Source organism: Paenibacillus sp. cl141a, assembly GCF_900109305.1.
Taxonomy (GTDB): Bacteria; Bacillota; Bacilli; order Paenibacillales; family Paenibacillaceae; genus Paenibacillus_AQ; species Paenibacillus_AQ lautus_A.
The window spans coordinates 131,044-155,605 of sequence record NZ_FNZO01000003.1; the positions used below are offsets into that span (position 1 = coordinate 131,044).

At 50.4% G+C, this 24,562-nt stretch carries 21 protein-coding genes and 3 pseudogenes; 14 read left to right on the plus strand and 10 right to left on the minus strand.

Translation table 11 applies throughout. The features are described 5' to 3' along the window. Positions 1-11: 11 nt before the first annotated feature. Positions 12-1,148, minus strand: coding sequence for a DUF418 domain-containing protein (locus tag BMX45_RS10560; RefSeq protein WP_090909642.1), 1,137 nt, complete (start codon positions 1,146-1,148; stop codon positions 12-14). Positions 1,149-1,346: 198 nt separating this feature from the next. On the opposite strand from BMX45_RS10560, the gene BMX45_RS10565 reads away from it, so the two are divergent. Both BMX45_RS10565 and BMX45_RS10570 read left to right on the plus strand, forming a co-directional pair. After that, on the plus strand, positions 1,347-2,084 hold the full coding sequence (locus tag BMX45_RS10565) for a hypothetical protein (protein WP_090909643.1): 738 nt from the start codon (positions 1,347-1,349) through the stop codon (positions 2,082-2,084). A gap of 178 nt (positions 2,085-2,262) precedes the next feature. Continuing rightward, positions 2,263-3,342, plus strand: coding sequence for an ankyrin repeat domain-containing protein (locus tag BMX45_RS10570; protein ID WP_090909987.1), 1,080 nt, complete (start codon positions 2,263-2,265; stop codon positions 3,340-3,342). A 14-nt stretch (positions 3,343-3,356) separates the two neighbouring features. On the opposite strand, the gene BMX45_RS10575 is transcribed toward BMX45_RS10570, so the two are convergent. Continuing rightward, positions 3,357-3,752, minus strand: coding sequence for a hypothetical protein (locus BMX45_RS10575; RefSeq protein WP_254778028.1), 396 nt, complete (start codon positions 3,750-3,752; stop codon positions 3,357-3,359). 448 nt (positions 3,753-4,200) lie between these two features. On the opposite strand from BMX45_RS10575, the gene BMX45_RS10580 reads away from it, so the two are divergent. Next, positions 4,201-6,300 (plus strand): TerD family protein, encoded by a 2,100-nt coding sequence (locus BMX45_RS10580; protein WP_090909644.1) that lies wholly within the window; start codon positions 4,201-4,203, stop codon positions 6,298-6,300. Positions 6,301-6,385: 85 nt separating this feature from the next. Here BMX45_RS10580 and BMX45_RS10585 read toward each other — a convergent pair. Then, positions 6,386-6,693 (minus strand): annotated as a pseudogene (locus tag BMX45_RS10585) (VOC family protein). Between the two features lie 212 nt (positions 6,694-6,905). Here BMX45_RS10585 and BMX45_RS10590 point away from each other — a divergent pair. The 4 genes from BMX45_RS10590 (at position 6,906) to BMX45_RS10605 (ending at position 11,683) form a co-directional block, all read left to right on the plus strand. Continuing rightward, the gene (locus BMX45_RS10590; protein ID WP_090909645.1) at positions 6,906-7,778 is read left to right on the plus strand and encodes an SMI1/KNR4 family protein; all 873 of its coding nucleotides are present in this window, start codon (positions 6,906-6,908) and stop codon (positions 7,776-7,778) included. A 210-nt stretch (positions 7,779-7,988) separates the two neighbouring features. Further along, on the plus strand, positions 7,989-8,729 hold the full coding sequence (locus BMX45_RS10595; protein WP_009591137.1) for a Bax inhibitor-1/YccA family protein: 741 nt from the start codon (positions 7,989-7,991) through the stop codon (positions 8,727-8,729). A 176-nt stretch (positions 8,730-8,905) separates the two neighbouring features. Then, positions 8,906-10,384 (plus strand): protein adenylyltransferase SelO, encoded by a 1,479-nt coding sequence (locus tag BMX45_RS10600; protein WP_090909646.1) that lies wholly within the window; start codon positions 8,906-8,908, stop codon positions 10,382-10,384. 309 nt (positions 10,385-10,693) lie between these two features. Then, positions 10,694-11,683 (plus strand): aminoglycoside phosphotransferase family protein, encoded by a 990-nt coding sequence (locus BMX45_RS10605; RefSeq protein ID WP_090909647.1) that lies wholly within the window; start codon positions 10,694-10,696, stop codon positions 11,681-11,683. 49 nt (positions 11,684-11,732) lie between these two features. Here the strand turns inward: BMX45_RS10605 and BMX45_RS10610 are convergent, their stop codons facing one another. Both BMX45_RS10610 and BMX45_RS10615 read right to left on the minus strand, forming a co-directional pair. Further along, positions 11,733-12,581: an SDR family NAD(P)-dependent oxidoreductase gene (locus BMX45_RS10610; RefSeq protein ID WP_090909648.1), complete on the minus strand. Its 849-nt coding sequence runs from the start codon at positions 12,579-12,581 to the stop codon at positions 11,733-11,735. A gap of 11 nt (positions 12,582-12,592) precedes the next feature. After that, positions 12,593-12,994: a MerR family transcriptional regulator gene (locus BMX45_RS10615; RefSeq protein ID WP_090909649.1), complete on the minus strand. Its 402-nt coding sequence runs from the start codon at positions 12,992-12,994 to the stop codon at positions 12,593-12,595. A gap of 662 nt (positions 12,995-13,656) precedes the next feature. Here BMX45_RS10615 and BMX45_RS31765 point away from each other — a divergent pair. Genes BMX45_RS31765 through BMX45_RS10625 form a run of 3 tightly spaced genes read left to right on the plus strand, consistent with a single transcriptional unit; the run spans position 13,657 to position 14,986 of the window. Beyond that, positions 13,657-13,941 (plus strand): VanZ family protein, encoded by a 285-nt coding sequence (locus BMX45_RS31765; protein ID WP_254778050.1) that lies wholly within the window; start codon positions 13,657-13,659, stop codon positions 13,939-13,941. A 9-nt stretch (positions 13,942-13,950) separates the two neighbouring features. Then, positions 13,951-14,412, plus strand: a complete 462-nt coding sequence (locus BMX45_RS31770) for a hypothetical protein (protein ID WP_254778029.1) — start codon at positions 13,951-13,953, stop codon at positions 14,410-14,412. A gap of 46 nt (positions 14,413-14,458) precedes the next feature. Continuing rightward, the gene (locus BMX45_RS10625; protein WP_090909650.1) at positions 14,459-14,986 is read left to right on the plus strand and encodes a DinB family protein; all 528 of its coding nucleotides are present in this window, start codon (positions 14,459-14,461) and stop codon (positions 14,984-14,986) included. Between the two features lie 196 nt (positions 14,987-15,182). Here BMX45_RS10625 and BMX45_RS10630 read toward each other — a convergent pair. The 4 genes and pseudogenes from BMX45_RS10630 to BMX45_RS10645 form a co-directional block, all read right to left on the minus strand. Then, a pseudogene (locus BMX45_RS10630) lies at positions 15,183-16,346 on the minus strand (glycoside hydrolase family 18 protein). A 6-nt stretch (positions 16,347-16,352) separates the two neighbouring features. After that, positions 16,353-17,444: an acyltransferase gene (locus BMX45_RS10635; protein WP_090909651.1), complete on the minus strand. Its 1,092-nt coding sequence runs from the start codon at positions 17,442-17,444 to the stop codon at positions 16,353-16,355. Between the two features lie 30 nt (positions 17,445-17,474). Then, complete coding sequence (locus BMX45_RS10640) at positions 17,475-18,827, minus strand: glycosyltransferase family 2 protein (RefSeq protein ID WP_090909652.1); 1,353 nt, start codon at positions 18,825-18,827, stop codon at positions 17,475-17,477. A 618-nt stretch (positions 18,828-19,445) separates the two neighbouring features. Next, a complete protein-coding gene (locus BMX45_RS10645) occupies positions 19,446-20,360 on the minus strand; it encodes a phosphatidate cytidylyltransferase (RefSeq protein WP_090909653.1) in 915 nt (304 codons plus the stop codon). A gap of 107 nt (positions 20,361-20,467) precedes the next feature. Between BMX45_RS10645 and BMX45_RS10650 the strand changes: the two genes are divergently transcribed. The 4 genes and pseudogenes from BMX45_RS10650 to BMX45_RS10665 all read left to right on the plus strand — a co-directional run bounded on the left by BMX45_RS10650 (position 20,468) and on the right by BMX45_RS10665 (position 23,643). Further along, on the plus strand, positions 20,468-21,004 hold the full coding sequence (locus tag BMX45_RS10650; RefSeq protein ID WP_090909654.1) for a C40 family peptidase: 537 nt from the start codon (positions 20,468-20,470) through the stop codon (positions 21,002-21,004). A 315-nt stretch (positions 21,005-21,319) separates the two neighbouring features. Then, positions 21,320-22,068: pseudogene (locus tag BMX45_RS10655) on the plus strand (class I SAM-dependent methyltransferase). Positions 22,069-22,091: 23 nt separating this feature from the next. Then, positions 22,092-23,039 (plus strand): helix-turn-helix transcriptional regulator, encoded by a 948-nt coding sequence (locus BMX45_RS10660; RefSeq protein ID WP_090909655.1) that lies wholly within the window; start codon positions 22,092-22,094, stop codon positions 23,037-23,039. A 61-nt stretch (positions 23,040-23,100) separates the two neighbouring features. Continuing rightward, on the plus strand, positions 23,101-23,643 hold the full coding sequence (locus BMX45_RS10665) for a DinB family protein (protein WP_090909656.1): 543 nt from the start codon (positions 23,101-23,103) through the stop codon (positions 23,641-23,643). A 40-nt stretch (positions 23,644-23,683) separates the two neighbouring features. Here BMX45_RS10665 and BMX45_RS10670 read toward each other — a convergent pair whose 3' ends face one another. Then, a complete protein-coding gene (locus tag BMX45_RS10670; RefSeq protein WP_090909657.1) occupies positions 23,684-24,562 on the minus strand; it encodes a GNAT family N-acetyltransferase in 879 nt (292 codons plus the stop codon).

The window sequence follows — 24,562 nt, forward strand, 5'->3', positions numbered from 1 at the left end:
CCCAATTTCGGCTATCTTGATTCGAAGAAACCTATCGCCTGTTTGCGGGCGGTCTCCATGGGCCCCAGCTTAAAGCGGCGGAGCCATAGGGACGCCATGCCCAGCAGAAATGCGGAGATAACCAGCCAGATGGCGATAATGGCCGCTGAATTCAGCTTGCCGGCAAGCCCCAACCCCCAGCCGTAAAAGATGGTGGATGCGATGATGTTCTGGAGCACATAGCAGCTCAGTGACATTTTTCCGACGTTCTCCAGACGGCACCAAAGCCATTCCCATTTCGTATATTGTATCATTCTCGCAATGATTGCTATATACCCCATAGACATAAGTGGAGCGAATAAATAGCGCACCGGCAGATCGAAAGCGCCGCCGGGAACGAATATGAGCAGGTTGAGCGGCACGCCGACATATATACCCAGCTTGAATAGCCTTTTTCGCAGTCTTTTGCCGTTGTCGTCCGGGGCGAATACGCCTGAGCGCATAAAGCGAACCCCTAGCAGGAACAGAAACACGTTCGTCGGGATGACGAGGATGGCCTCCGCTCGCAACGGGAGGAAATTCGCCAGCCGGTACCGGACCTGCTCGATCCAAGTGCCTTCCTGATAGAGAGCAGCGACATCGTCAAAGCTGCCTAGCGATACGCTGGCCCCGCTTGCCAGCATGAGTCCCGCAAGGGCCAGGATCGCGATGGCAAAGATACTGCCGATTACATTCATCGTGCGGGCGATGAGCCGGTCGCCGCCCTTTACGATAAAGGCTGCAATGATGGCGGTAATCCCGTAACTCATCAAGATGTCATACTCCATGACTAATATAAAATGCAGCAGGCCTTCGAGGATTAAAAACAGAACGGCCCATAAATAAACGCCAGGCCACGGCTTTCCTTTGCGCTTGGCCTGCCGGTACTTCATTTCCAGACCGACCCCGAACATGATCGTCAGCAGTCCGAGCAGCTTCCCGTTTACCAGAAACAAGATGATCATCCGGAGAAGATCGTCCGCTCCCCACCAGCCGGAGTGATCAAAGGTGGTAATGTAGCGTAGATCCCCCGCATGCGCGAAGATCCAAATATTCGTCCCGAGCGTTCCCAGGATCGCGAAGCCCCGCAAAATATCCAGCAGGCGAATTCTGCCCGTTCGTTGTTCCATTCTTCCATTCCTTCTTTCTTCTAGGTTCTCTTGTCTTTCTATTGTAGGTACGATCTCCCTGGCGCAACATTCACACCTGTAAAGAGATCCGTATGACACGTGTCATAAAAGCAGGGAGAACGAACGGAAGAAGTCGGATGGGGTTCTCGTCATGGCTTGAAAATTGTGGAATAATAGAAGAAAACAGGAGGAGTGATCATGTACATCGTATCGGGACCGAGGCCGCTGTCGGATGGCCAAAGTCAAGTGCTTGGAAGAGAGGAAGAGGGGGTTTATCCGCCGGGCTACTTCCGGTTTATGCAGCGATTCGGCGAAGGGACTTACCGCGGGTGGATGAATGTCCAGCAGCCGGATAGGGAGGTGCTGCAGCCTTTTGCCGAGTACGGGTTATGGGAGCATGACGATAACAGTCCCATTACGGAGCCGCAGATTGCAGAGTGTATCGCTATAGGCACAACGGTGGACGGTGATTTTCTGGCGGTGCATCCCCAGACGGCTCAGTTGCTCTGGCTGCCTCGGCATGCGGAGCATATACAAGCAATCTTGCTGCAGTCACGGGAGCGGAACGATGAAGGCCTGTACGCCGCGGTGCTGGATGAAATATACCGTCAGATGTATGGAAGCAGCCAAGAGGGAGCCGTCTATTACGAACCGTGGACGGGTACGCGGAGCCATCTCTTTTTGCGTTTGCCGCCAGGGGAGGATCAGCCTTCGCTGCCCGAGCTGGCCGGTATGTGTCAAGCGTCCTTTCCGCCGGATTTGTGCGTGGAAAACGAATACACATGCAGCTTGTTCTACCGGGAACTGGGCGGATATGTACGATTCAATTATGCTTATCAGCAAGAGGTAGCCGTCTTCTATGAACAGGATGCAGGGCAGGCATTTGCCGATATAGAGGCATGGCTCCTGTCGAAAGGGTGCGAAAGGATATCATAACATTGGCGCAAGACATCGCCTCTATGAAATCAGCCGAACGCTGCAAATGCCGCTGGAAGAAGTGGAATATATGTATCTCCACATGAATGGCCATGAGCCTACAGACGTTAATCCCGATAACATCGCAGCAGGAAAAGCCCCGCATACATACACAGGTTTTACGCTGGGAGGAATATCGATGATCGTTCTGAAAGATATCGGCAAATTCGAGGAACTGCCGGAGATTGCGATGCACATCTACCAAGGGAACATTCCGGCTTTGCAGGAGGCAATAACCGCAGGCTGGGATATCGAGGAGGGCATCGAACTAAGCAAGTATACGACGGTAAGCCCGCTCGATCTGGCGCTGATCTCGCAGCGAGCGGATGTGGTGAAGCTGCTGGTCGAGCACGGCGTTAACCTGAATGTACATCATAATCCGGCTTTTTTGCGAGCGGTGCGGTACGGCAAGGAAGATATCGTTCGTTATATCGCAGCGCAGGGCGCCGAGCTGGACAAACTCAATCAAACCGGGTCCGGCGCATATGAACAGGCCTATTACGGCAACAAAAAAAACATCCCGCTCATTCATGAGCTGGGATTGGATCTCAAGCTGCATGGCAGCGCGGTGCTGCGCCAAGCCGTGTCCGACCATGATTATAAGACACTCGATTATCTACTCGATCATGGGGCGGACATCAATTATAATCAGCCCGATATGGTCTATCCTTATCAAGCGACTCCGCTAACCGTGGCCACGCGGATGGGGAATCAGCGCATGGTCAAGCATCTGATTGAGCGCGGCGCTGACGTGACGTTGGCGGAAAAGGACGGCGAGCGGCCGTATACGATTGCGGTCAGCAATAAGGATACGGTCCTGGCCGACTACTTGAAATCGCTGGAGCCGGCCGAGTTTCATAGCTTAGAGAACAAGAAGTATGCGCTGAAGAAGTATAAATTGACCGATGAATTGGTCCGTTTTCTGACAGGAGACCAGCTGCGGCTTGAGCTGCCGGAGAATGAATATGAAATCGGGTATATCGACTTCTTTGCATTGACCGACACGATCGAGATGAAGGTCGGGCGCCAGCAGCTTCTGCGCCTGTCTCCCGACATTGACAATTACTCCGATCTGCAGCTCGTATGGAATCCGAAGAAAAAGGGCCTGATTGGCTGTTATGATGTGGAGCATCAGACGTACGCCGATCTATGCAGCTTTACTGAGTTCCTTGCGCAGCCTGAATCGTATCTCATCCGTTTTCTTGAGGGAGAGCTGTAATCGAGAATTCAGGGTCAAGGTATATAGGCGCCTACGACCTCGAATTTCAACTCATTGTCTATGGTCATATGCCTTACTTCGATGATATTGCCTCGTTGGAACGTGGGGATGCTTATGATCGGGATAACGGTTCTTACGACGGTATGGATCGTCCCGCCATCCGGTTTCGTGACGCTTAGGTCCAGCAACACTTCAGGTTGATCGTCAACCTGCACATTCGTTTGCCGGATCGAGTTAATCTGTGCTTGAGCGGGCGTACCGCTCGCGAGAATCGTCTTGCGCTGCACGTTTCGGTTGTTGTTCGCCCGTAATTCCTTGGTGAATTTCGCGATGAAGAAGGACGGCGTGATCAGTGAGAAAATGACGATGATCACAATAAGGGTCGTCAATGGCTGCACCTCGCTTTCCAATCATGATCGGGAATTCGAAAATCGTACGGCTTCCATTTTAAGTTTATTTTAGCAAAAAAGATAAGTCTAGGGGTTTCGCTTTTTTTGTTCTAGTCCCATGAAAATAAATAACACTTACCAGAGAAGCGATTGCCGCGACCAGCGGCGGTCGCTTTTTCATCATGAGAAGAGTGAAATCATTCCTAATTTTCCACAGTCGTAATACTTTCGCCCTGTTGGCCGACTGCAAGGTATGGGATGATGGGTTCATCAAAGGTTTGAGGTCATGGACTTCAACCTTTGGCCTTCAGGCTATTGCGATCCTTCCTTCTATTTCAATTGGCGAACCTAGGGTCGCAGCTTTCCTGAGGGAGTTTGATTCAAGAGAGGAGGCGTCCAGGCTATCATATTCCTTCCTTCTATAATTCTTTCAATGACATTAGGGATATGGCTTTCCTGGACTCTTGATATGATGAACTCGATTTATTTACGAAGAGCGAACAAATGGATGGTTGATGCAGAGAATGAATCGGATCGTATCCCAAAAGCTTATCTGGCGACGGCCGTGAAGAATATCGAGCAGCTTGGGTATACGTTCTCGTATCCATTGCTGCACGCCGTGCGAGCCTTATCCAAAGAGCAGTTCGAAGCGCTTTATCAACCGCTGATTGACGATTTACGGGTGATGGTAGGCGCACATGTAAACTATGAGCCGATGTATCCCGCGTTTCCGGTGCAGGTGATGGAGGAGGACGATGCGGAGCTGTACTTGAATGCCATCTATCATGATCTGACTTGGGATCTGCCTGTATATGAGCATGAGGAAAGACCTCCGCTGCAGGATGAAGTCAACGTGAAAACCATTGATCTGGGAAGCAAGGCGGATTTCTATGCCATGATACGACAGCTGATCCAAGCTAAAGGCTCCATCTCCCCAACGGATAAACAGGATATAGAGGCCGTTATTGAGCTTGTCGACCCCGAGGAACTGGATGTCATTCTCCCTCCCGAGATTCCGTTCAAGGAGAATGCGGGATTCGTGGCAGCTGCGTTAATGAAGCATGACAAGGGGGATGTCGAGCGGATCGGGCGTTATTTCAAAACCGCGACCGATGTCCTTCGTCTAGCGGTGGCTTGGTCAGGCGGAGATGTCAGTCTGGCGGAAGCCACCCGGTTTCGGAAATTTAAGCGGCGCGAGAGACGGCTGCTACTGGGGTTGCTGGAACGCTGCCATCCGATAACGGAGGATATGCTCAGATTTAAGGGTCGCTGGATTCGTTTGGGCGAAATCCTCCATCCTTCCGAATATAAACACCGGTATAGACGCTGCGAGGAAGCTTTTGATATTTTGCGGAATCACAAGCCCTTTACCACCTATAACGGGAGTGTCGAGCTTGCATTTCAGTACGATCAGGTCTGGAACTTGATCGATTTGTTGATGCAGCGTCCGGGCGAATTTGCCCGCAGATTGGATCAGTTGCTGCGCTCCACCGAACATACGGAGTATGTCGTTCTGGCGTTTGGCGAGGTGGCGAATCAAGTATCGACGCCTGTCTTGCTGCAAGTGAAGAATCATTTTGCCCGCCGCTGCGAACCTCAAGAGCTGCGCGTCTTTTTCCCGAAAGGAAATGTGGCTAAAGCCTTTGCCGTATCCCATACGCTTCCTGAGATCGATGAAGCGGCATGTCGAGACATCATGCAGGTATGCGAGCAGGCGTTGGTCCAGCGGTTCGCCGCGCTGCCGCCCTTGGGGAAGGCCTATGTCGATAAGCGATTGAAGGACTATCATGTGCCGTTCTCGCAGAGATCGGCAAGCAAAGCCCTGCATACGTTGGTTCGGGGAAGCCGCGTGCCGATGACGGAAGGGGATACCATCCGTTTCTTCAACTGGTGGAAGGAAGGACGCGTGAACGGTGAGCCTACGGGCCGCGTGGATATTGACCTGTCCGCCGTCATGTATGATGACAACTGGCAGTACGTCGAGCATATTTCTTATACGAATCTGCGGTCTTCCCATTACAGGGCCGTGCACAGCGGGGATATCGTGTCAGCTCCTCAAGGAGCATGCGAATTCATTGATCTGCATATTCCATCGATCGTCCAATACGGCGGACGTTATATTGTGGCGACTCTTCATTCGTATACAGAGCAACCGTACTGCAACCTGCCGGAGTGCTTCGTGGGCTGGATGATGCGGAAGAAACCCGGTTCGGGTGAAATATTCGAGCCCTCGACGGTGGCTAATAAAATCGATGTCGCCGCCGATACGCAGATCGCTATTCCCGTCATCCTGGACCTGGTGGAGCGTACGGTCATCTGGACCGATCTGTCCCTAACCAGACATCCACACTACTACAACAATGTGGAGGGGAATCAGAAGGGGATGGTCTTGATGGGCAAAGCCATGACAGCCCTGCGGAAGCCCGATCTGTATGATCTGTTCATGCTGCATGCCAAGGCAAGAGGAGAGTTTGTAGATCATGCGGAACAGGCGGAAACGATCTTCTCGGTGGAACATGGTGTGACCCCGTTCGATATCGAGCATATTATGGCGGATTATGTTGTGTAAGTTCATGCGGATGCCGTTTTGATTAGGAGCAGCTTAGGCTGCTCCCTTTTTTGCTGGATCGAAGAGTGAAGAAGCATGTTTCTGGTTACCCCTGGATTCTGGAATTCAGTATCTCTAGGTAATGAGCATTGTACATGATGCCAAGTATGTTGCCGAATGGATCGGTGACGGATGCCGGCTGACCAGGGGCAAACCGGCGATCGATGAGACCAAGCTCGTGCCGGTAGTCCCCAATCCGAAATTTTCGGCGTAAGCCAGTTTCCCGTCGGGACCTGTCCTTTCGAAGTATGGCGTAATACCCAGCAGGTCGGAATACCAAGCCTTTGCCGCTTCCATATCATCTGCCCAGTAACTGATGGTCGCAAATCCCCGCAATGTTTGGTTTGTGTGCATCATTTATTCTCCTCCTAACACGATTAAGAATGGTTTTATGGCTATTATGAGCGGTGATGACTGACGTCTTTATGTCAGTGTTTTGTTTTTTTCTAAGCATGGGAGTATTTCATTTGAATTATTGCGATCTTTACTGGCTCTTCCATGCTGGAGAGGGCTATGCTGGAATGGTATAATTTCAGAAAGGATGAATAGAGTGGGAGGCATGAACGATGAATGAGGAGCTTTTGGAGCAGCTGGAAGAGTGGCATGAAGAGGACGAATTTGAAGAAATCGTAGATGCGATTTCGGAGATCCCGGAAGAAGAGCGGGATTATGCGCTGATCAGCCATTTGGGCCGGGCGCTGAACAATCTCGAACGCTACGAAGAGGCGGTTGAGCAATTTCTGTCCATTCAGGAAGAGGGCAAGGACGATCCGCTGTGGCATTACCGCATTGGGCTCGCGTATTACTATTTGGACCGATACGAAGATGCTCGGAGAGCGTTTGAAGTGGCCGATCATTTAGAACCTGGAGATGAGGATACGCTGGAGTTTCTGGAATGGATCCGGAACAAAACGGCTCCGAAGCCAGCAGAGAAGTCCAGTGCCGCCGTGTCTTATACGGATCCTGACGTACTGAATTTCTGGGATGACGGCGCCCCTGAGGCCGATAAATACGTTTCTGCTCCGCCTACAGACGAGCTGATCGAATCCGTGGAGGAAGCGCTGGTCTTCAAGCTGCCGGCATCTTATATTCAAGCCATGAAAGTACATAACGGGGGGATTCCCCGAAACCGGAAATTCCCTATAGAGGATGGAGCACAGGATTTTATTGAAATATCAGGTATTCTGGGAATCGGACGAGACAAGAAAAAATCCTTGTGCGGAAGCCTGGGCAGCCGCTTTATGATCGAGAACGGCGGGTATCCTGAGATTGGCGTGGTGATCTGCGACTGTCCGTCCCCGTCCGAGGTCGTGATGCTGGATTACCGTTCATCGGGGAACGATGGGGAGCCGGAGGTTATTCATGTGGACAAGGCCAGCGATTACAAGATCACCCGTCTTGCCGCGAACTTCGAGGCCTTCATTAATGGATTGGAGTAAGGCAAGGCGAATTCACGATCCATGATCTCGCTTCTAACAAAAAAAGCATCCCCTGCAGGAGATGCTTTTTCTTTTTGCATACCGTTATCGTCATCATAGCTAGTTTCTAGTTCGGTTGGATTCGTCCGTAATGCAATATTTTGCGTATCCTAAAATATTCCAACCTATGTTAAAATGGATATAAAACAGACAGTTAGGGAGGCAATTTATTTGATAGGGCGCAGTGGAAATCCGACACTCAACGAAGATACCTTCGAGAAGAGTGGGTATTACAACAATCAAGAAACGATGACGATTGGCGGGACGGTGAACAAATCGTTCATGCTGCTCGCGCTGCTGATCGGGGCAGCGGTCATTTCTTGGGTTATGTTTTTTAACGGGTATGAGGTATTCCCGTTCATGATCGGCGGAGCGATCGGCGGTTTTGTCCTGGCGCTGATCATCAGCTTTGTGCCGAAGGCAGCACCGTATCTGGCGCCGATCTATGCGATCCTGGAGGGCTTCTTCCTGGGTGCATTATCCGCGCATTACGAATATTTGTACTATGGCATCACGTTGCAGGCGGCTTTACTGACGATGTGCATATTCCTGGGCATGCTGCTCGCGTATAAGACAGGTTTGATCCGGGCCACGCCAGGCTTCAAAAAGGGGATTATCGCGGCAACGATCGGCATTGCGCTTGTCTACCTGTTTAGCATGGTTCTCGGCCTGTTCGGCGTAGCCGTTCCTTACCTGCATGACAGCACCCCGATCGGTATCGGAATTTCCGTTGTGATCATCATCATCGCCGCACTGAATTTCGTGCTGGATTTTAACTTTATCGAAGAGGGCGCTCAGCACGGAGCACCTAAGTATATGGAGTGGTACGGCTCGTTTGGTTTGCTGGTAACACTCGTCTGGCTGTACATCGAAATTATCCGGTTGCTGGCGAAGCTGGCGAATCGGGACTAAGGATGCGTTTGAACCAAACATCGCTGTCGAGGGATTCTCGATGGCGATTTTTTTATGAATGCAGCAATTAACCAGCAGAATAATAAATTTCCTTCAGTAAACCCTACAAAGAGCGACTTGTGTTTAAATAATAGGTAGATACCGTCATTATCAAACTGCATGAAGAAGGAGATCCCATGACCAACCGGAAAGCTTTGAACGATATAGGATGGAATTTTGACAATAGTTACGCGAAATTGCCGGAATCTTTTTTTACCAAGCAAGATCCCACGCCTGTGCGCTCGCCGGAGCTGATTGTTCTAAACGAACCGCTGGCAGCATCGTTGGGATTGGACGCCGATGCCCTGCAAAGCGCGGAAGGAGCGGCAATGCTTGCTGGCAACGAGATACCCGAGGGGGCCGAGCCGCTCGCCCAGGCATATGCCGGGCACCAATTCGGATATTTTACGATGCTGGGCGACGGCCGTGCGATTCTGTTGGGTGAACAAATCACGCCGCAGAAGGATCGCATGGATATTCAGCTCAAGGGCTCGGGCCGGACGCCGTATTCCCGGGGAGGCGATGGCCGGGCTGCCCTGGGTCCGATGCTGCGCGAGTATATTATCAGCGAAGCCATGCACGCGCTGGGCATTCCGACTACCCGCAGCCTGGCGGTTGTGGCGACCGGCCAGCCTGTCACCCGTGAAAGAGATTTGCCGGGCGCCATCCTGACCCGCGTGGCTGCAAGTCACGTGAGGGTGGGGACGTTTCAATACGTTAGGGGAGCGGGGACAACCGAGGATTTACGGGCTCTGGCCGATTACACTCTAAAGCGGCATTACCCGAAGGCAGACCTTGGAGACGGTGCCAACCGTTATCTGGTGTTGCTTCGGGAGGTCATCCAGCGTCAGGCGGTCCTGATCGCCAAATGGCAGCTTGTCGGTTTTATCCACGGGGTGATGAATACCGATAATATGACTCTCAGCGGCGAAACGATAGATTATGGGCCTTGCGCCTTCATGGATGCCTTTGACCCGAATACGGTATTCAGCTCCATCGACTCTCAAGGCCGCTATGCCTATGTCAACCAACCGTATATTGCAGCTTGGAATCTCGCAAGATTGGCGGAAGCCTTGCTTCCGCTGCTCCATGAAGAGGAAGAGCAGGCAATCAAGCTGGCCGAGGGTGCGATCGGGTCCTTCACCGATCTGTATCACGAGCAGTGGCTTGCAGGCATGAGAGCCAAGCTGGGGATCTTCCATGAAGAGGAGGAGGACGAATCTCTAATTGAAGACCTGCTTAAGATGATGAAAAATCATCAGGCAGACTATACCAATACCTTCCGTGCGTTAACGTTTGACAGACTGGAGGACACGCCTCTAAACGGCACGCCGGAAGTAGCTTCCTGGTACGAGCGCTGGCAAGCAAGACTTGGCCGCCAGCAGGAATCCAGGGACCAATCCCATCAGCTGATGCGCAGCAGCAATCCTGCGGTCATTCCGCGGAACCATCGGGTGGAGGAAGCGCTGGAAGCCGCGGAGAACGAAGGGGACTACAGCGTGATGAAAGAACTGCTGAACGTTCTGTCTAATCCATACGCGCATTCCCCGGAACAGGCGGAATATGCGATCGTGCCCGAGCGTTCCCGCCCTTACCGAACCTTCTGCGGCACGTAAGGGAGCTTGCCACCCGTGGAACGTCCCGAAGATGATGGCTGGATAGTTGATCATCGTGTACCACGGGAAACGAATGCGAGATCCCTTAAGAAGACCGAGCAAGAAAGACCTTGCTTGGTCTTTTTTTATATACAAAACACATCAAAAAAACCCCTGGACCAAGCGTCCAAGGGCTATAAATCGTAAGGCTGTTTTATTCAAGACCTAATTCAACATCATAGCAGAGCCGAAAGAAATAGTCTATATTTTTGCCCGGAAATGCCATAGAGTGGGGGAGCCGGCAAAAACAATGGAATGGGGCGTGGTTTCATGAGTGGGACTTGTCACCTCGATGAAACAGATGTACAGGAGTATGTCGGGAAGGTTTTGGGTACCGGATATATTGTGGCGGATGTAACGAAGATGCATGGCGGAGCGCAAAAGGTGGTCTATAAAATTCACTGTCGCAATGGATTTGCCTGCGTGCTGTATGTGTGGGATTTGACGAAGAATTATTTTCAGGAAGAAATAGCGAACGAGCGTGTGCATGAACGATCCTTTGGCGGTCATTCGTTCGAAACCAATAACCGATGGTTAAGGAATCATGGTATTTCTACGCCTGCTCTATATGATCTTCACACGAGACAGGACCGTTACCCGTTTGACTATGCTCTTGTTGAATGTATTGAAGGACAGAAGGCAGAAGCTTACTTCCAAGATCCGGATCAACGGGCCCGGGATGAGGTCCTGGAACGGATAGGCAGCATGATCGAACGCATGCATGCAAACCACAGGCAGAGTTACGGAAAGCCCGATCAAAGCGGGAACCAACGGGAGCGATGCCATCTTGTACAGCTGGAAAATGCCAAGGAACAGCTGTCCTACATCGTCCTGCATAACGAGAGTATCCGGAAGAATCACAACAGACTGCTCACTGTGCTGCATGAACTGGAATCCAGAATAGATTCACGCAAGCGATATGGCTTTATCCACGGCGAGTTGGGACCCGACCATGTCCTGGTCACAGACCGTTTAGAGCCCTATCTCATTGATATTGAAGGTGCGCAATTCTTCGACATCGAGCATGAGCATACATTTCTGGAGCTGCGATTCGGGAAGCATTATCGGTATTTCCAACAAAACGGGCTTGATCCGAATCGGATGCTATTTTACCGTCTGCATCACTATATCTCATTAACCTCGGGCGGCTTGAAGCTTCTTCACCGAGGATTTCCGGATCAGGTCTTTGCTTCAAATTTGGCTGAATATCATGCGCGGAACACCCTACGATTCATGGAGGAATGGCAGCTCGATAACTAGCCTTCTTGGGATCGACTGAAAACATCACGGACTCTCCGCTGCATAGGTTCTAAGACTTGGCTGCAAACTCCTGCTTATAGATTAGCTCGATCGTGCTAAGCAGCTCTGCACCTTGGCTTGAGAATTTCAAAGGCGTTGCTTTACCCTTGTTGAGAAATGCCCCCGTCGATTGTCGGGATTGACCTAGCGCTGCTTCATACAGACGTGAAGCTCCTTCACTGGGAAGGGAGAAGAACAGGTTACGGATCGGGATCATGAATTTTGGCATCCCGGCGTTTTTGGTCATGGTTGTTTTATTCCCTCCCGGACAGACGCTTCGGATCGTAATGCCCTCTGCCTGCATCGAAGTGGCGATCTCCTGAGTCCACAACGATAAGGCTAATTTGCTCGCAGCATAAGGCCCAATCAGCTTCTTGAACCCGACAGGGGACGCCAAGGTACGGTGATCGAACTGTTTGAGATACAACAACGCATTCGAAGACGTATTGATTACCGTCTTGAAGCTGCCCCTCCCAAGAAGCTCCTTCAGTTCCATCAAGATGATATAAGGGACGATAGAGTTTACTTCAAAATGCATCTCGCGCCCTTGTTGGGAGTAAGATAATTCGCCGAAGGAGACGCCTGCGTTATTAAACAGCAAGTCAATATGACCCTCGTGTTTCTTGATCTGATCCAGCGAGGCTTGGAGATCCGTGAAAACCGACAAATCAGCCTTGTACGTTCTGAGCTGCCGCAATCGCAGTACATCTTGAATCCGTGCATCGTCCGTTGGAAAGGCAGAACGGATCAAAGCGAGGACTTGCCAGCCTTCGGACAACAATCGCTTGGTTAGCTCCAAGCCAATGCCGGAGCTTGCGCCCGTGATCAAGGCGACGTTATTCATTCTTTTCTCAGTCATGTGTAAATCTCCTATACTTCAGATTCTTTGCTGGCCGCCTTGTCGGGATTAAGCAGGGACTGATTTTGGTTCAACTTGTCATCGATGAACCGCAGAATGCGCTGCAGGTCCGAAATCTGACCGGTAATTTTTTGACGGTAATTCTGGAGCATGGCATTCAGCTCCGGAACGGATTGAATATTTTCTTTAAAGGGAAGATGCACGTAGGCTTTCATATCCTCCAGCGACATTCCTGTCTTCTTCAGGCATGTGATCAACTCCATAATTTCGGCATCCTCTATGTGATAGACACGATGGCCGTTATCCTTTCTTTTGGGAGAGGGAAGGAGCGCGATTTTTTCGTAATAGCGAATGGCATCCTCGGTCAATCCGGTTCGTTCAGACACTTGTTTGATGGAGAATGTTTCTCCCATGAGGTCACCTCTTTTCTGCAGCTCGTAACGGGGTGCAACGTTATCGTACAACTTGGTGTTAACACCAAGTCAATATCTCATTTTTTATTCATGGAGCGGCCCTTATTGTATTTGGGTCATCCACCTTCACAGATCTTTTACGTCTCTGTGCCCTTTGATGAAATGGATCATAACGTATTGCCAGATCAATCTTATGGAAATGCTTATATAAAAGACTAAAGATTATTTATCTTTTCATTTGCTATTTCTCTAGTTGCTTCAAGAAAGGGAGAATGAAATGCAAGCTTATGTATTGCCTATTTTCATTGCGATCTCCGTATGTTTATTATTAGCGTCCTTTCTGACGATTCCTTGGGCCGTTTATCAGTATCGTAAACATGGGTACTTTAGCTTTTGGAGAACATTACTTATCTTAAGTTTTATCTTTTATGGATTAAGTGCTTTCTTTTTAGTGATTTTTCCACTCCCCAGTGCTCGCAATAATTGTGCTTCAATGGATCCCGGTACGATTCTCATTCAATATCGTCCTTTTCAATTTATCCGGGATATTCAGCGTGAAAGCGGATTTCATTGGACGAACCCTTCAAGTTATCTCCATTTGTTAACAACGCGGGCCTTTTATCAAATGTTTTTTTAATGTTTTGCTTTTGTTTCCCTTAGGTGTGTTTCTGAGGTATTTTTTCAAGGGTAAAGTAAAATGGTTTCATGCTGCTCTTATTGGCTTTGGTGTTTCGCTGTTCTTTGAAATAACCCAACGAACCGCTTTGTTTGGCTTTTTTGAATGCCCCTATCGTATATTTGATGTAGATGATTTGATGACGAATACGGTTGGGACTGTACTTGGCTTTATACTCGCCCCCATGTTTTTGGTGTTAATACCATCGCGGGAAACCCTTAGTGAGCAAAGCCACTTCTTTCACAACCAGAGAAAAGCAACCTTCGGATGATCCCAACTAATGGAAATTCTTCTAAATATTATGATTTCCAGAGTGATAACCGGCTTTATATTCGGGCTGCTGAAGAGTCGAGGATTATTTGTTGACGAGATCGTCTTTGCCATTGTTTTCTTTGTGTTGATGGTCGTTATCCCTGTGATTTGGAAGGGAAATACGGTGGGCTCTAAGATCGTTCGCATGAGATTACTTCCGGAAAAGGGGAATTGGCTAGGAAGCTTGAGCCGACGTTACGCCATTGTCTATTTGCCTTTATTTTGCTCAGCCTTATCGGAGATATTTTCGAATCATATGGGAGAAGATCTTCTAGCCAACCTTTTTGCAATTGGGGTGGTTTTCCTTACAGGTCTGTTATGGTTCTTTATCTTCTGCCATATCGTGATTCGATGGATCAAGAAGGACAACGTTCCTTACTTTAATCGATACAGTCGCATAGAGGCTGTTAGAATCACGGGTGGAAAGTGATCAGAAGTGGCATGGTGAATACGGAACAGATGGGAGCTGAGGGAGCATGAATTTTGATATCAAGGAAGCCGTTGAGATTCTGGAACGAACCCCCGTCACCTTGGAGCACATGTTATCCGGTTTATCGGATGGATGGCTTAGGAGCCATGAAGGGGAAGGCACCTGGAATGCCGTGGAGGTAATCGAGCACCTTATCGAAGCTGAGCGGACCAACTGGATACCGCGGCTGGAGTTTTTGCTGCAGGAAGGGGAGGGCAAGCCGTTTCCGCCCTTTGACCGTTACGCCCACTTGAATGAGGCGGCTGAGCAATCCATCGATCAAAAACTGCAGGCGTTCCAGGCCATCCGTGATCAAAATCTGGCTAAACTGGAGGTTCTGATGGATTCGGCGCCGGATTTCGAACGGACGGGTCTGCACCCGGCATTCGGCGTGGTGAAGTTAAGTGAGCTGCTGTCGACGTGGGTGGTTCACGATTTAACGCATACGTCTCAAATTGTGCGGGTTTTGGCCGAGCGTTACCGGCATGACGTGGGGCCATGGATCGAGTACTTGGGAATTCTGAAGAGACGATAATGATGTCAATCGGCAGGCCCTACCCTCTATACAGCCGGGGGTAAGCACCACAGGAGTCTTGCCTACATATAAAAAGCCGATAATCCGCATTCGACTCCGAGGATCACCGGCTTTTTTCACGTATAGAGTTGGTTGCTACCAGAACTACCGCTCCCCCAAGACGGGGTGCAGCTCCGCTTTAGGCAGGCACCGCATGTTACCGTTTGGCGGCTTGCTGACGCTTATTCAAATGCTCGCTCAAATATTTCACGATGCCATCCTCCGCATCCTGGGAATACTGCCAAACCATCGCACCCGCGAGATTCTTGCTTTGGATGTAGCTCACCTTCTCCTCCAAGGCCTCCTGATCCTCGTAACTGATGAAGGTATGGCCGTCATAGAGGTAGGCAGCCTTGGCTTTGCTGTCATAGTAGCGCTTGAAGCCATTTTTGTTCAGGTAGGCTTTCTCGATCTGCTTATAATGCAGATTTACCTTGTCGATGTCGATGGGCGTCCCGGGAGCAAAGAGGCCGTTCTTGGCCTCCTTGTTTTCCTTCACGTTCTTCCAGCCGTACGAGTAGGCAGGGATGCCGAGCAGCAGCTTCCTGCTGTCGATGTCGTGGTCCAGGTACATGGAGATGATGCCGTCAACGGAGTGTTTGGATTTCCCCTGGCTGTCCGCGTACAGATTGGAGTTAAAGCCCGTGGTGTCCGACCACTTGCCTGTCAGGTCGTAGGTCATGACGTTGATGAAATCCACGTATTTCTCCACTTTTTTGACCTCGACGTTCTGGAAGTACCAGTCCTGCGTTCCGGAAGCGAAGGTCAGCAGATACTTCTTGTTCTTGTGAGGCAGCCTGTACAGCTTTTCCCGCAGCTCCTTCATCAGACTGGTAAAATTCTTCGTATCCTCCGGCCGTGCCTTCTGCGTGTTCCAGGCATGGAACGCCGGATACTCCCAGTCGATATCCACGCCGTCCAGGTCCAGCTCCTTGACCAGGTTGATGATGCTCTCGGTGAAGAGGTACCGGTTGCCGTCCAGCGCAGCGTCCGAGAAGCCGTCGGCTCCGTAGCCGCCTACAGCCAGCACCATTTGGGTCTTCGGATTCGCCGCCTTCAACTGCTTGATGTTTTCTTTGATTTGGTTGTTGGTCGTGCTGTCTTCATGGAAGTAGAGCTCCGTTCCCTTGATCTTCGCAAAAGCGATAAACGCAATGTCCACGCCTTTCTCCGATAGCTTGATGTTTCGGTAATCCTGTCAAGCCTCCACGTAGACCGCCGTGATTTTCCGGTCCGCCGCCGCGGAGATCTGATAGAAGTAAAGACCCATGCCTGCAAGCAGCACCACAATGAATATTTTCGTATATATCGTTATTCTCATCGTCATTTAACCCCGCCCGCCAAATAGAATGTAGGTTGCCGTTTTGCTTAGGTTTAACACCTTGACGGTGATATAGCTGATGGCGAAGATAATGGTGATATTCACGATCAGACTAAGGGAGGCTTCCAGGAACGTGGCCTCGATTTCGGTTCGGCCGGATAACATCATTTCAACCAGCAGGTGAATCAGGTAGATGCTGAAGCTGGCCCGGGAGAGTGAGCTGATCAATTTCTGGATTTTATGATTCACTTTATCGCTGATTCGGGCTTCCTCCTCCTTGAAGAAGATAAACAACCCGACAGCCATGAAGAACGTGGTGATGGAGTAATTGCCATAGAACATCTCATCCAGTACGCCGCTGCGCAGCGATACGAAGTAGGTGGCAACCGGCGTGATAAAAAACGAGACGATGCCCAGATTGTACAGGATGTTTTTGGCTCTAATCGGCAGCTCGAAATGTAAGAGATAGTACCCCAGGATGAAATAACCCAGAAATCCCATGAAGAACGGGATGTTCATGATCGGAATGTTGATGCATTGATCCGTTGCGCGGAAGACGGCATCCGAGATGAAACGATAGGCGATGCTGACGATGAACCAGAGCAGCAGGTAATACCGCATATCCTTCTCGCTGCACGATTGGATGAATTTGCTGATCAGCGGCACCGTCATATAGATGGCAATAATAGCGTACAGGAACCAGAGATGGACGTAATTTCGGTCGGTCAGCAGCCGGTAGCCGAAGTCGATAACGAACTCGTATGCACTCAGCTTGCTTCGCATCAGATAGTATTGATTGTACAAGCCGTAGATGAGCGACCAGGTCAGGAGGGGGATGAGCAGCGGCACGACGCGCTTCGCATAGAACTCACGGTAGGATGTAATCTTTGTCCGCAGAATCATCGCTCCGCTGATCATGAAGAAGACCGGCACGGCAAAGCGGGAGATGGAGTTAAATCCGTTGCTGATCCACCATGAGGAGGAGTGGAAATCATTCGTGCTGGTCAGCACCTCCGCCGTGTAGTGCAGGATAATGACGGCTACGATAGATAGAATTCTTAGAATATCGACATAGACAATTCGTTTGTTGGGAACCATGCGGTTTCGACAGCCTCCTTGTACTATAATTTAGTTCGATCCAGCGGCAATGTTCTGGCTGATGGCGGCCACGCCTTTGCGCTCCACGAATCCCCAGCCCTCATCATTGTCAAAATATTTGAACGTGCCCGCAATATTGATGTACAGCAGCAAATTCCGATAGGTTAGCAGCTCCGCTTGGCTGAACAGGAACATCCTCACGTAATCGCTAAACGCATAGGTGCTGCCATATTTACGGCATAAGTACAGGGAGATGACGATCTGCGCGGCATTCATCACCACGCTCATCAGCAGAAAGATAATGGCATGCCACAGGTTCCCGCCCACAACCAGCGTCTGCCCCAGATAAAATATCGTGGTAAACGCCGAGAGCGTCCCCAGCATAAATCCGTCAATCGCAAAGAACAGGCTCACGCTGACGCTGAACTTCCGGGACAGCCTGGACCAATAGATTAGGATGCAGTCAATGAAGGCCTTCTGCCAGCGAATGCGCTGTTTATAGAAGTTCGGAAGATTCTCCGGACACTCGGTGTAGCATACCGCTTCCGGGGCGTAGACGAGTTTTTTCTTCAATTGATTGGCTTTGATGTACTCGTGAATTTTGAGCGTAATGTCGATATCCTCGCCCACCGTGCTGCGGAAGCCGTCGACATGAACGAGGACGTCTTTATAGAAGGCGCCAAAGGCGCCTGAAATCACTACAATCGAATTAAAATATGATTGCGTGAGCTTGCGGACGTAGAAGCCGTGCGTATAATTGATGATCTGGCTTTTGATGAGCCCTTTTCCGCGGAATTTTTCGACGACGGCACCGTTCCTGTCCCGGACGGCACCCTGCACGATTTTGACCGTACCGCCCAGCGCAATGATATCGTCATCGTGAAAATATTGATTCACATACTTGAGCGAGTCGGCTTCCAGCATGCTGTCCGCATCCAGGGTGATGACGATGTCGGAGACGGCGTAATCGATGCCAGCATTCAGCGAGTCGGCTTTCCCGCCATTCATCTTATCGATAACGTAAATATGGCGGTACCGATTGGAACGATAGAATCCTTTTATTGGCTTATAGTTCAGCTTGCTGTCGGCCGTCCGGGCACTCGGCTCCAAATCCAGGAGCCCGTCTAGGGCGGATAAGGTTCCGTCCTTGGAGCCGTCGTTGATGATCATGATCTCATAGTTGCTGTAGTGCAAGCCCGCCATGGCATCGATGCAATTTCGGATCGTCAGTTCTTCGTTGTAAGCGGGGACGAGCACCGTGATTGATTTTTCGGCAAGATCGGAATTCAGTTTCTTCACCTTGCTGCATAGCAGGGGTATGAATGTGTAGAGGGCCTGAAACACGAGAAACACGCCGGCTAATCCATAAAAAAAGTACTGCAAACTCCTCACTCCTCTCTTTCTCTGTCTTTTTGTAATGAAGACCAGTATGGTGCGCCTTGGGCCTGCTCTATGAGTTGCGGATTAGGCGAGCGCTTTTTCTGTCCATTCGATGTCAAGGGATAAAATCGGGCATAGAGGGATAAAATCATACATTTATAACCTCTAATTCCATATAAATACAAATGACATCTTATGTAATAAACTATCGCAATCGTCCTACAAATGTAAACCCGCTTCATGGATCAAGAAAACGAATACATAGAGGCTTTTCGAGAACAGTCTCTGTATAGGTTCGTCTTTCTATATTTTAGGCGGCTAAAGCGAGTAAGCATCTATGTCCAAGAAGCCGGTTCACCATTTCGTCTAACTTCGGCACAACTCGTCTTAAATCGACAAACCTTCGGTAAAATGACTTGATATTTACATAGGGTCCCTTAGAATGGAGAGAAAGAAGGAAGAGCATAGAGGAGTTTATGTCATGAATGAGGTTATTCGCCTTAATACATTGTATTCATGAAAAAAGCCATAACCAAGTTGAGCCTAAGCTCGCATGGTTATGGCTTATAGAGGTTCACGCCCCCGAACCTTGTTAACCTGTTTTTTGCGTGAGAGCCGAAACTACATAAAATCGTAAAAGTAACGGATGAAATGAAAAAAGATCGGCGAGGTATACGTCAGGCTGTCGACGCGGCTCAGGTAACTTTTCTTCAAAGCATCGAATCGTCCGTCATCCCCGATTAATAAATCGCGCTTCAGCACGGAAACCGTCAAGCTGCCGAAGAAACCGGCGAGGCTGATCAGCATGCCGGATAAGAGTCCGAAGGTCGGGCTAAGCGGCGTCAGATAGGGATAAATGAGATAGGAGCATCCGGTGGTAACGAGAAATGCGCACGCAAAGCCTTCCCAAGTGAGATTCGGGTTCGATGTCGGTACGATTCTCCGTTTACCGAAATAGAGGGAAGCGATCGTGTGCACCACATCGTTCAGCTGCGTTAAGACGACGAGAAACAGCACGAGCCCAGCTCCATACTGGGGCGTGGCAAATTGAAAATAGGCCAGGTGGCTGAGACCGAATACCATAAGCATGAGTCCCCACTGGGTCGAGCTGACGCTGCGCATAAATCCGACGGTGCCCTTGTTGATCAACCGCGGAAGCGGCAGCACCAAGAAGACATAGATTGGAATGAACACGATAAACATCCCGTACCATTCGATATAGATCCAATAGAATTGGACGGGTATGGTTAGATAAGCCCACAAAAATAAACGGCGGTCGGCCTTCCGGGTTTTGATCATCGAGAAATATTCTTTGAGCGTAAAGAAGGTCAGCACCATAAGGGATAACAGGGATACGACGGGATTTAAAAGGGTCGCCAAACAGAAGATGACGAGCATGCCCCACCAGGTTTTGATGCGAAATCCTACTTCGGTATAGTCGATATTCGGTTGCGTCTTACTCATCACGTAATACAGGAGCTGGATGATCGATAAGACGGAGAATATAAGGATCAAGGTTAAAAGCGAGCTTTCCATATGCCTGTCATCACCAACTTGTCACGGGGTACGATTCTTGTTCTACTAAAAGAATCATATGTTATTATGAAGGAATAATTCAATACGGGTAAGGGGAAATTTCGTAAATGGTAGACGATCAATCGGTCTTTATATTGCTTACCAATACCGGAACGCTCTTTACGAAAGTCATTCAGGGCTATACGAGAGCGCCTTATAATCATGCTTCGATCTCCTTTAACCGGGAGCTGTCGGAGTTATATAGTTTCGGGAGGAAGAATCCGAACAATCCCCTGAACGGCGGGTTCGTGAAGGAGGATTTGAAGACGGGAACGTTCAGCAAGTACCCCAACACGACCTGCGTGATCTATGAGCTTCAGGTATCCGAACGCGACATCGCGAAGATGAAGCGGGTTCTGCAGGCTTTTATCCGAAAGGATAAAAAGTATTTCTATAACATATTGGGCGTACTGGGCATTGCCCTGAAGGAACCGATCGAATTCAGCAATTCCTACTTCTGTTCGCAATTCGTGGCCGAGATTCTGCAGCGTTCCGGAGTAAGGTTATGGGATAAGCTGCCTGCCTTGGTGACGCCGGACGATTTTCGCCAAAGCGAGCGCCTGCAGTTGATATATCAAGGGAAGCTGAGCGAGTATGAGCCTTGAACTTCACAAAGCATTGTCGAGCATCCGGCGCATGGCCAAGCTGTACGGCGGACGGTTGCCAATACATTCAGCTTGTTCCATCCGAATGACCACGAAATAAGGAAAAGCCCGCTTAGTCTTCATCCAGATGAGGCCGGGCTTTTTGCAGTTCCCGTTATGAAGAAGGGCGGGAACCCCGCCAGCAGCAAGTACTGGAGATTAAACAGCATTTGCTATAAAATGGAGTTGCGAAAACGAAACAAAGTTTCATCTAATGAAACGATAGACTGACGTAGTCAGGATTCGCTTATATCTTGGATGGGAGCGTGGTTTAGGATGAACAGCAAGGAACGGTTTTCGAATCGCGTGGATTCGTACACGAAGTATCGCCCGAGTTATCCGCAGGAGGTCATGGATTATCTGTATGACACGGTGGGACTGGATGGCGAGATCGCCGATATCGGCGCAGGGACGGGGATATTCACGAAGCTGCTGCTGAAACGGGGGAATCATGTGACCGCCGTGGAGCCCAATCAGGCGATGCGGGAAGCCGCCGAGTCGGACCTTGGCGGCGAGCCCGGCTTCCGCATGGTTTCGGGTTCGGCCGAAAAGACGGGGCTGCCCGATCTATCGGTGGATCATATCGTGAGCGCCCAGGCTTTTCACTGGTTTGACCGTCATGCCGCCCAGTCGGAGTTTCGGCGGATCCTGAAGCCGGGCGGGAAGGTTGCCCTGATATGGAATTCCAGGCTCACGGAGGGAACGCCGTTCCTGGAGGCATATGAGCAATTGCTCCTTACCTATGGCATTGACTATAAAGAAGTGGATCAGAAGAATATGGGCATGAAACGCTGGCGGCCTTTTTCCGGTCTGGAGATATGAAGGAGGCGAAATTCTTCAATCGGCAGATATTCGATTATGAAGGCTTATGCGGCCGCCTTCACTCGTCTTCTTATGCTCCCCTGCCCGGGCATCCGAACTACGAGCCGATGATGAAGGAGCTTCAAACCATCTATGAACGGAATGAGCAGGATGGCTGCGTGTTTTTTGACTACGAGACGAAGGTGTACTGGGGAGAGGTTTAAATCCTTTCGGAGGTAAACACAGAATGAACAAAACCGATCGATTACTGGCCATCCTGCTTGAGCTGCAGCAGCGCAAGGTTATGCGGGCCGAAGATTTGGCACTCCTATTCGAAACGAGCGTCCGGACCATTTACCGGGATATTCAGGCTCTTAGCGAAGCAGGCGTACCCGTGATCGGAGCCCCCGGGCAAGGATACTCGTTAATGGAGGGGTACTTCCTGCCGCCCATCATGTTCACGGCGGAGGAAGCCGTGGCGCTGCTCGTAGGAACGGATTTCGTCGAGCAGCGCTTTGACGCAGACTATGGCGAGAAGGCTAGGGCTTCCCGCAAGAAGATAGAGTCCATTCTGCCGGACGGTGTCCGCGCAGACGCTGCCCGGGTTCGAAAGACCATGCGGCTCCTTGCTCCCGGCGGCAAGGCAGCTTTAGGAGAAGATAGGGATTATCTGGAATTGGTTCGTAGGGCCATACTTGAGGAACGGAAGCTAGAATTCCATTACGTGAAGAACATGCCGGATTCCAAAGGCAACCGAAAGAGCTTTCGCTCGGCGGCCCCTTATGGCCTGGCCTTTCTTCAAGGCTCATGGACATTGATTGCCTGGTGCGACCTCCGGCAAGGCATTCGTCATTTTCGGTTGTCCCGCATGAAGGACCTGACGATCCTTGAGGAGCGCTTTGAGATGCCGCCGGATTTTCATTTGGAGAATTATCGGCCACGGGATGACCGCAATCTGCTGGTGCGGGTTCTGGCAAGTCATGGCATCGCGGATCGAGTTAAGGAAACCGGCAACTATTACATAGAGACTTTAGAGGAATGCGAGGATGGACTGCTTGTGAGCTTTCGCGTCCGTCGTCCGGAGGAGATCCTGCATTGGGTGCTCGGCTGGGGATCGGATGTCGTTGTGCTTGAACCGCAATCCTTCCGAGACCGAATACGCGACGAAGCGAAGAAGATGTTTAAACGCTACTGACATGACGTTGTCAGTAGCGTTTTTGTATATTCGGTACAAAGACGATGAAGGAGTTGTTGATATGAATACAAAGGAAGCATTGCAGCGCTTGGAAGAGACGGTGAAGGCTTATGTGCTGGAGCTGGATGGATTCAGCGTGGAGCAATTAAGATATAAGCCGGCGGAGGACGAGTGGTCGATCGGGCAAATGTACCAGCACTTGATTCAATCCGCACTGTATATGCATCTGCGCAACATCGACCAGTGCTTGAACATGAATGGAGATGCGGCAGCATCCCCGGCGGGAAAAACGGAAGTGGGAGCGGCGATATTCGAACAGGGCAGTTTTCCGCCCATCCGCATTCAGGTTCCGCCTTCTCCGCACTACACGCCGGAACAGCCCACAGACAAGGAGCAGCTGATTCAAGGCTTGAACGTCGTCCTCCATCGGGTGAAAGAAACCGAACCGAAGCTTGGTGAGGCATCCTTGCAGCATACCGTCCCCCATCCGAGGTTCGGAGGATTGCATGCCCAAGAGTGGTTTTTGCTCATCGAAATGCATTATCGTCATCATGTTCGACAGCTGAATCGGTTGAAACAGGCGTTAGAGCAGCGGGTAGGATGACATGTCAGGCTACGGATGTCCGAATACAACAAGAGAACGGTCAAAGTGTTTTGACCGTTCTCCATAGTATCTCCTTTTGAACATTCGGATGATGGATCCGCCGCTGCATGAAGCGGACCATGGCCGCATTGTCCGCTTCGACGAAGAATATCCAATCTTTGTATTGCCCTTCGCGTACAATTCGCCGGCTAGCCTCGGCCAGAAGCGCAATTCCGCGCCCTGTTCGTTGATGGGACTGCCTCACAAACATCGTTTTAAAGAGCAAGGCTTGTGCATGGAATGGCTCCAATATCATCCAGCCTATGATCGCGTCCCGATACCGCAATGCCAGGCTCCGCTGCCGGTCGATCAATTCTTCTTCGGCAAAAGGATCCAGGATGGGCGGATACCAGTCGCCGTTTCCTCTGGCAATCTCCACTCGTTCCTTGCCCGTAAGCTCGTGAAACGGAATAACGAGGTAATCGCCGGGCAGCTTCAGAGACTGGACCCGCGGCAGTTCTTTCAGGATGTCAAAGGAACCGTTCCATATATGGATACCGGGTACAGGCTCGGGAAATCCGCATGACTGATGAAACGAAGCTTCCAACGAAGGGACATGGCTGGAACCCAGGTATTCGATCCTGATCCTACGTATCCCTTGCTGCCGCAGCAGCGACTCGAGCATGCCGTACAGCTGGCGCCCAATTCCCTGCCGTCGGCAGCGTTCGGTTATGACAAGTGCTTGCAGGCTGGCTGACAATTCCGCTACGTTCCGCTTTGCAATCGCAATTCCAAGCGGCATGCCTCCGCCGATCGCTCCTAATGCGCTGCAGTTCGGCGGCAGTACGCGCAGATAATCCCGCAGCTCAGGGGGGACCAACGAGCTGAACTCTGAAGGCAATGAACCCTGGTAAACGCGAACCTCTATGGATGTTTTCAT

Bases quoted from the DNA above. Each gene is read 5' to 3' on its own strand.
- BMX45_RS10560 (WP_090909642.1), bottom strand. From the start codon at position 1,148: ATGGAACAACGAACGGGCAGAATTCGCCTGCTGGATATTTTGCGGGGC.
- BMX45_RS10565 (WP_090909643.1), top strand. From the start codon at position 1,347: ATGTACATCGTATCGGGACCGAGGCCGCTGTCGGATGGCCAAAGTCAA.
- BMX45_RS10570 (WP_090909987.1), top strand. From the start codon at position 2,263: ATGATCGTTCTGAAAGATATCGGCAAATTCGAGGAACTGCCGGAGATT.
- BMX45_RS10580 (WP_090909644.1), top strand. From the start codon at position 4,201: ATGATGAACTCGATTTATTTACGAAGAGCGAACAAATGGATGGTTGAT.
- BMX45_RS10590 (WP_090909645.1), top strand. From the start codon at position 6,906: ATGAATGAGGAGCTTTTGGAGCAGCTGGAAGAGTGGCATGAAGAGGAC.
- BMX45_RS10600 (WP_090909646.1), top strand. From the start codon at position 8,906: ATGACCAACCGGAAAGCTTTGAACGATATAGGATGGAATTTTGACAAT.
- BMX45_RS10605 (WP_090909647.1), top strand. From the start codon at position 10,694: ATGAGTGGGACTTGTCACCTCGATGAAACAGATGTACAGGAGTATGTC.
- BMX45_RS10610 (WP_090909648.1), bottom strand. From the start codon at position 12,581: ATGACTGAGAAAAGAATGAATAACGTCGCCTTGATCACGGGCGCAAGC.
- BMX45_RS10615 (WP_090909649.1), bottom strand. From the start codon at position 12,994: ATGGGAGAAACATTCTCCATCAAACAAGTGTCTGAACGAACCGGATTG.
- BMX45_RS31770 (WP_254778029.1), top strand. From the start codon at position 13,951: ATGGAAATTCTTCTAAATATTATGATTTCCAGAGTGATAACCGGCTTT.
- BMX45_RS10625 (WP_090909650.1), top strand. From the start codon at position 14,459: ATGAATTTTGATATCAAGGAAGCCGTTGAGATTCTGGAACGAACCCCC.
- BMX45_RS10635 (WP_090909651.1), bottom strand. From the start codon at position 17,444: ATGGTTCCCAACAAACGAATTGTCTATGTCGATATTCTAAGAATTCTA.
- BMX45_RS10645 (WP_090909653.1), bottom strand. From the start codon at position 20,360: ATGGAAAGCTCGCTTTTAACCTTGATCCTTATATTCTCCGTCTTATCG.
- BMX45_RS10650 (WP_090909654.1), top strand. From the start codon at position 20,468: ATGGTAGACGATCAATCGGTCTTTATATTGCTTACCAATACCGGAACG.
- BMX45_RS10660 (WP_090909655.1), top strand. From the start codon at position 22,092: ATGAACAAAACCGATCGATTACTGGCCATCCTGCTTGAGCTGCAGCAG.
- BMX45_RS10665 (WP_090909656.1), top strand. From the start codon at position 23,101: ATGAATACAAAGGAAGCATTGCAGCGCTTGGAAGAGACGGTGAAGGCT.
- BMX45_RS10670 (WP_090909657.1), bottom strand. From the start codon at position 24,562: ATGAAAACATCCATAGAGGTTCGCGTTTACCAGGGTTCATTGCCTTCA.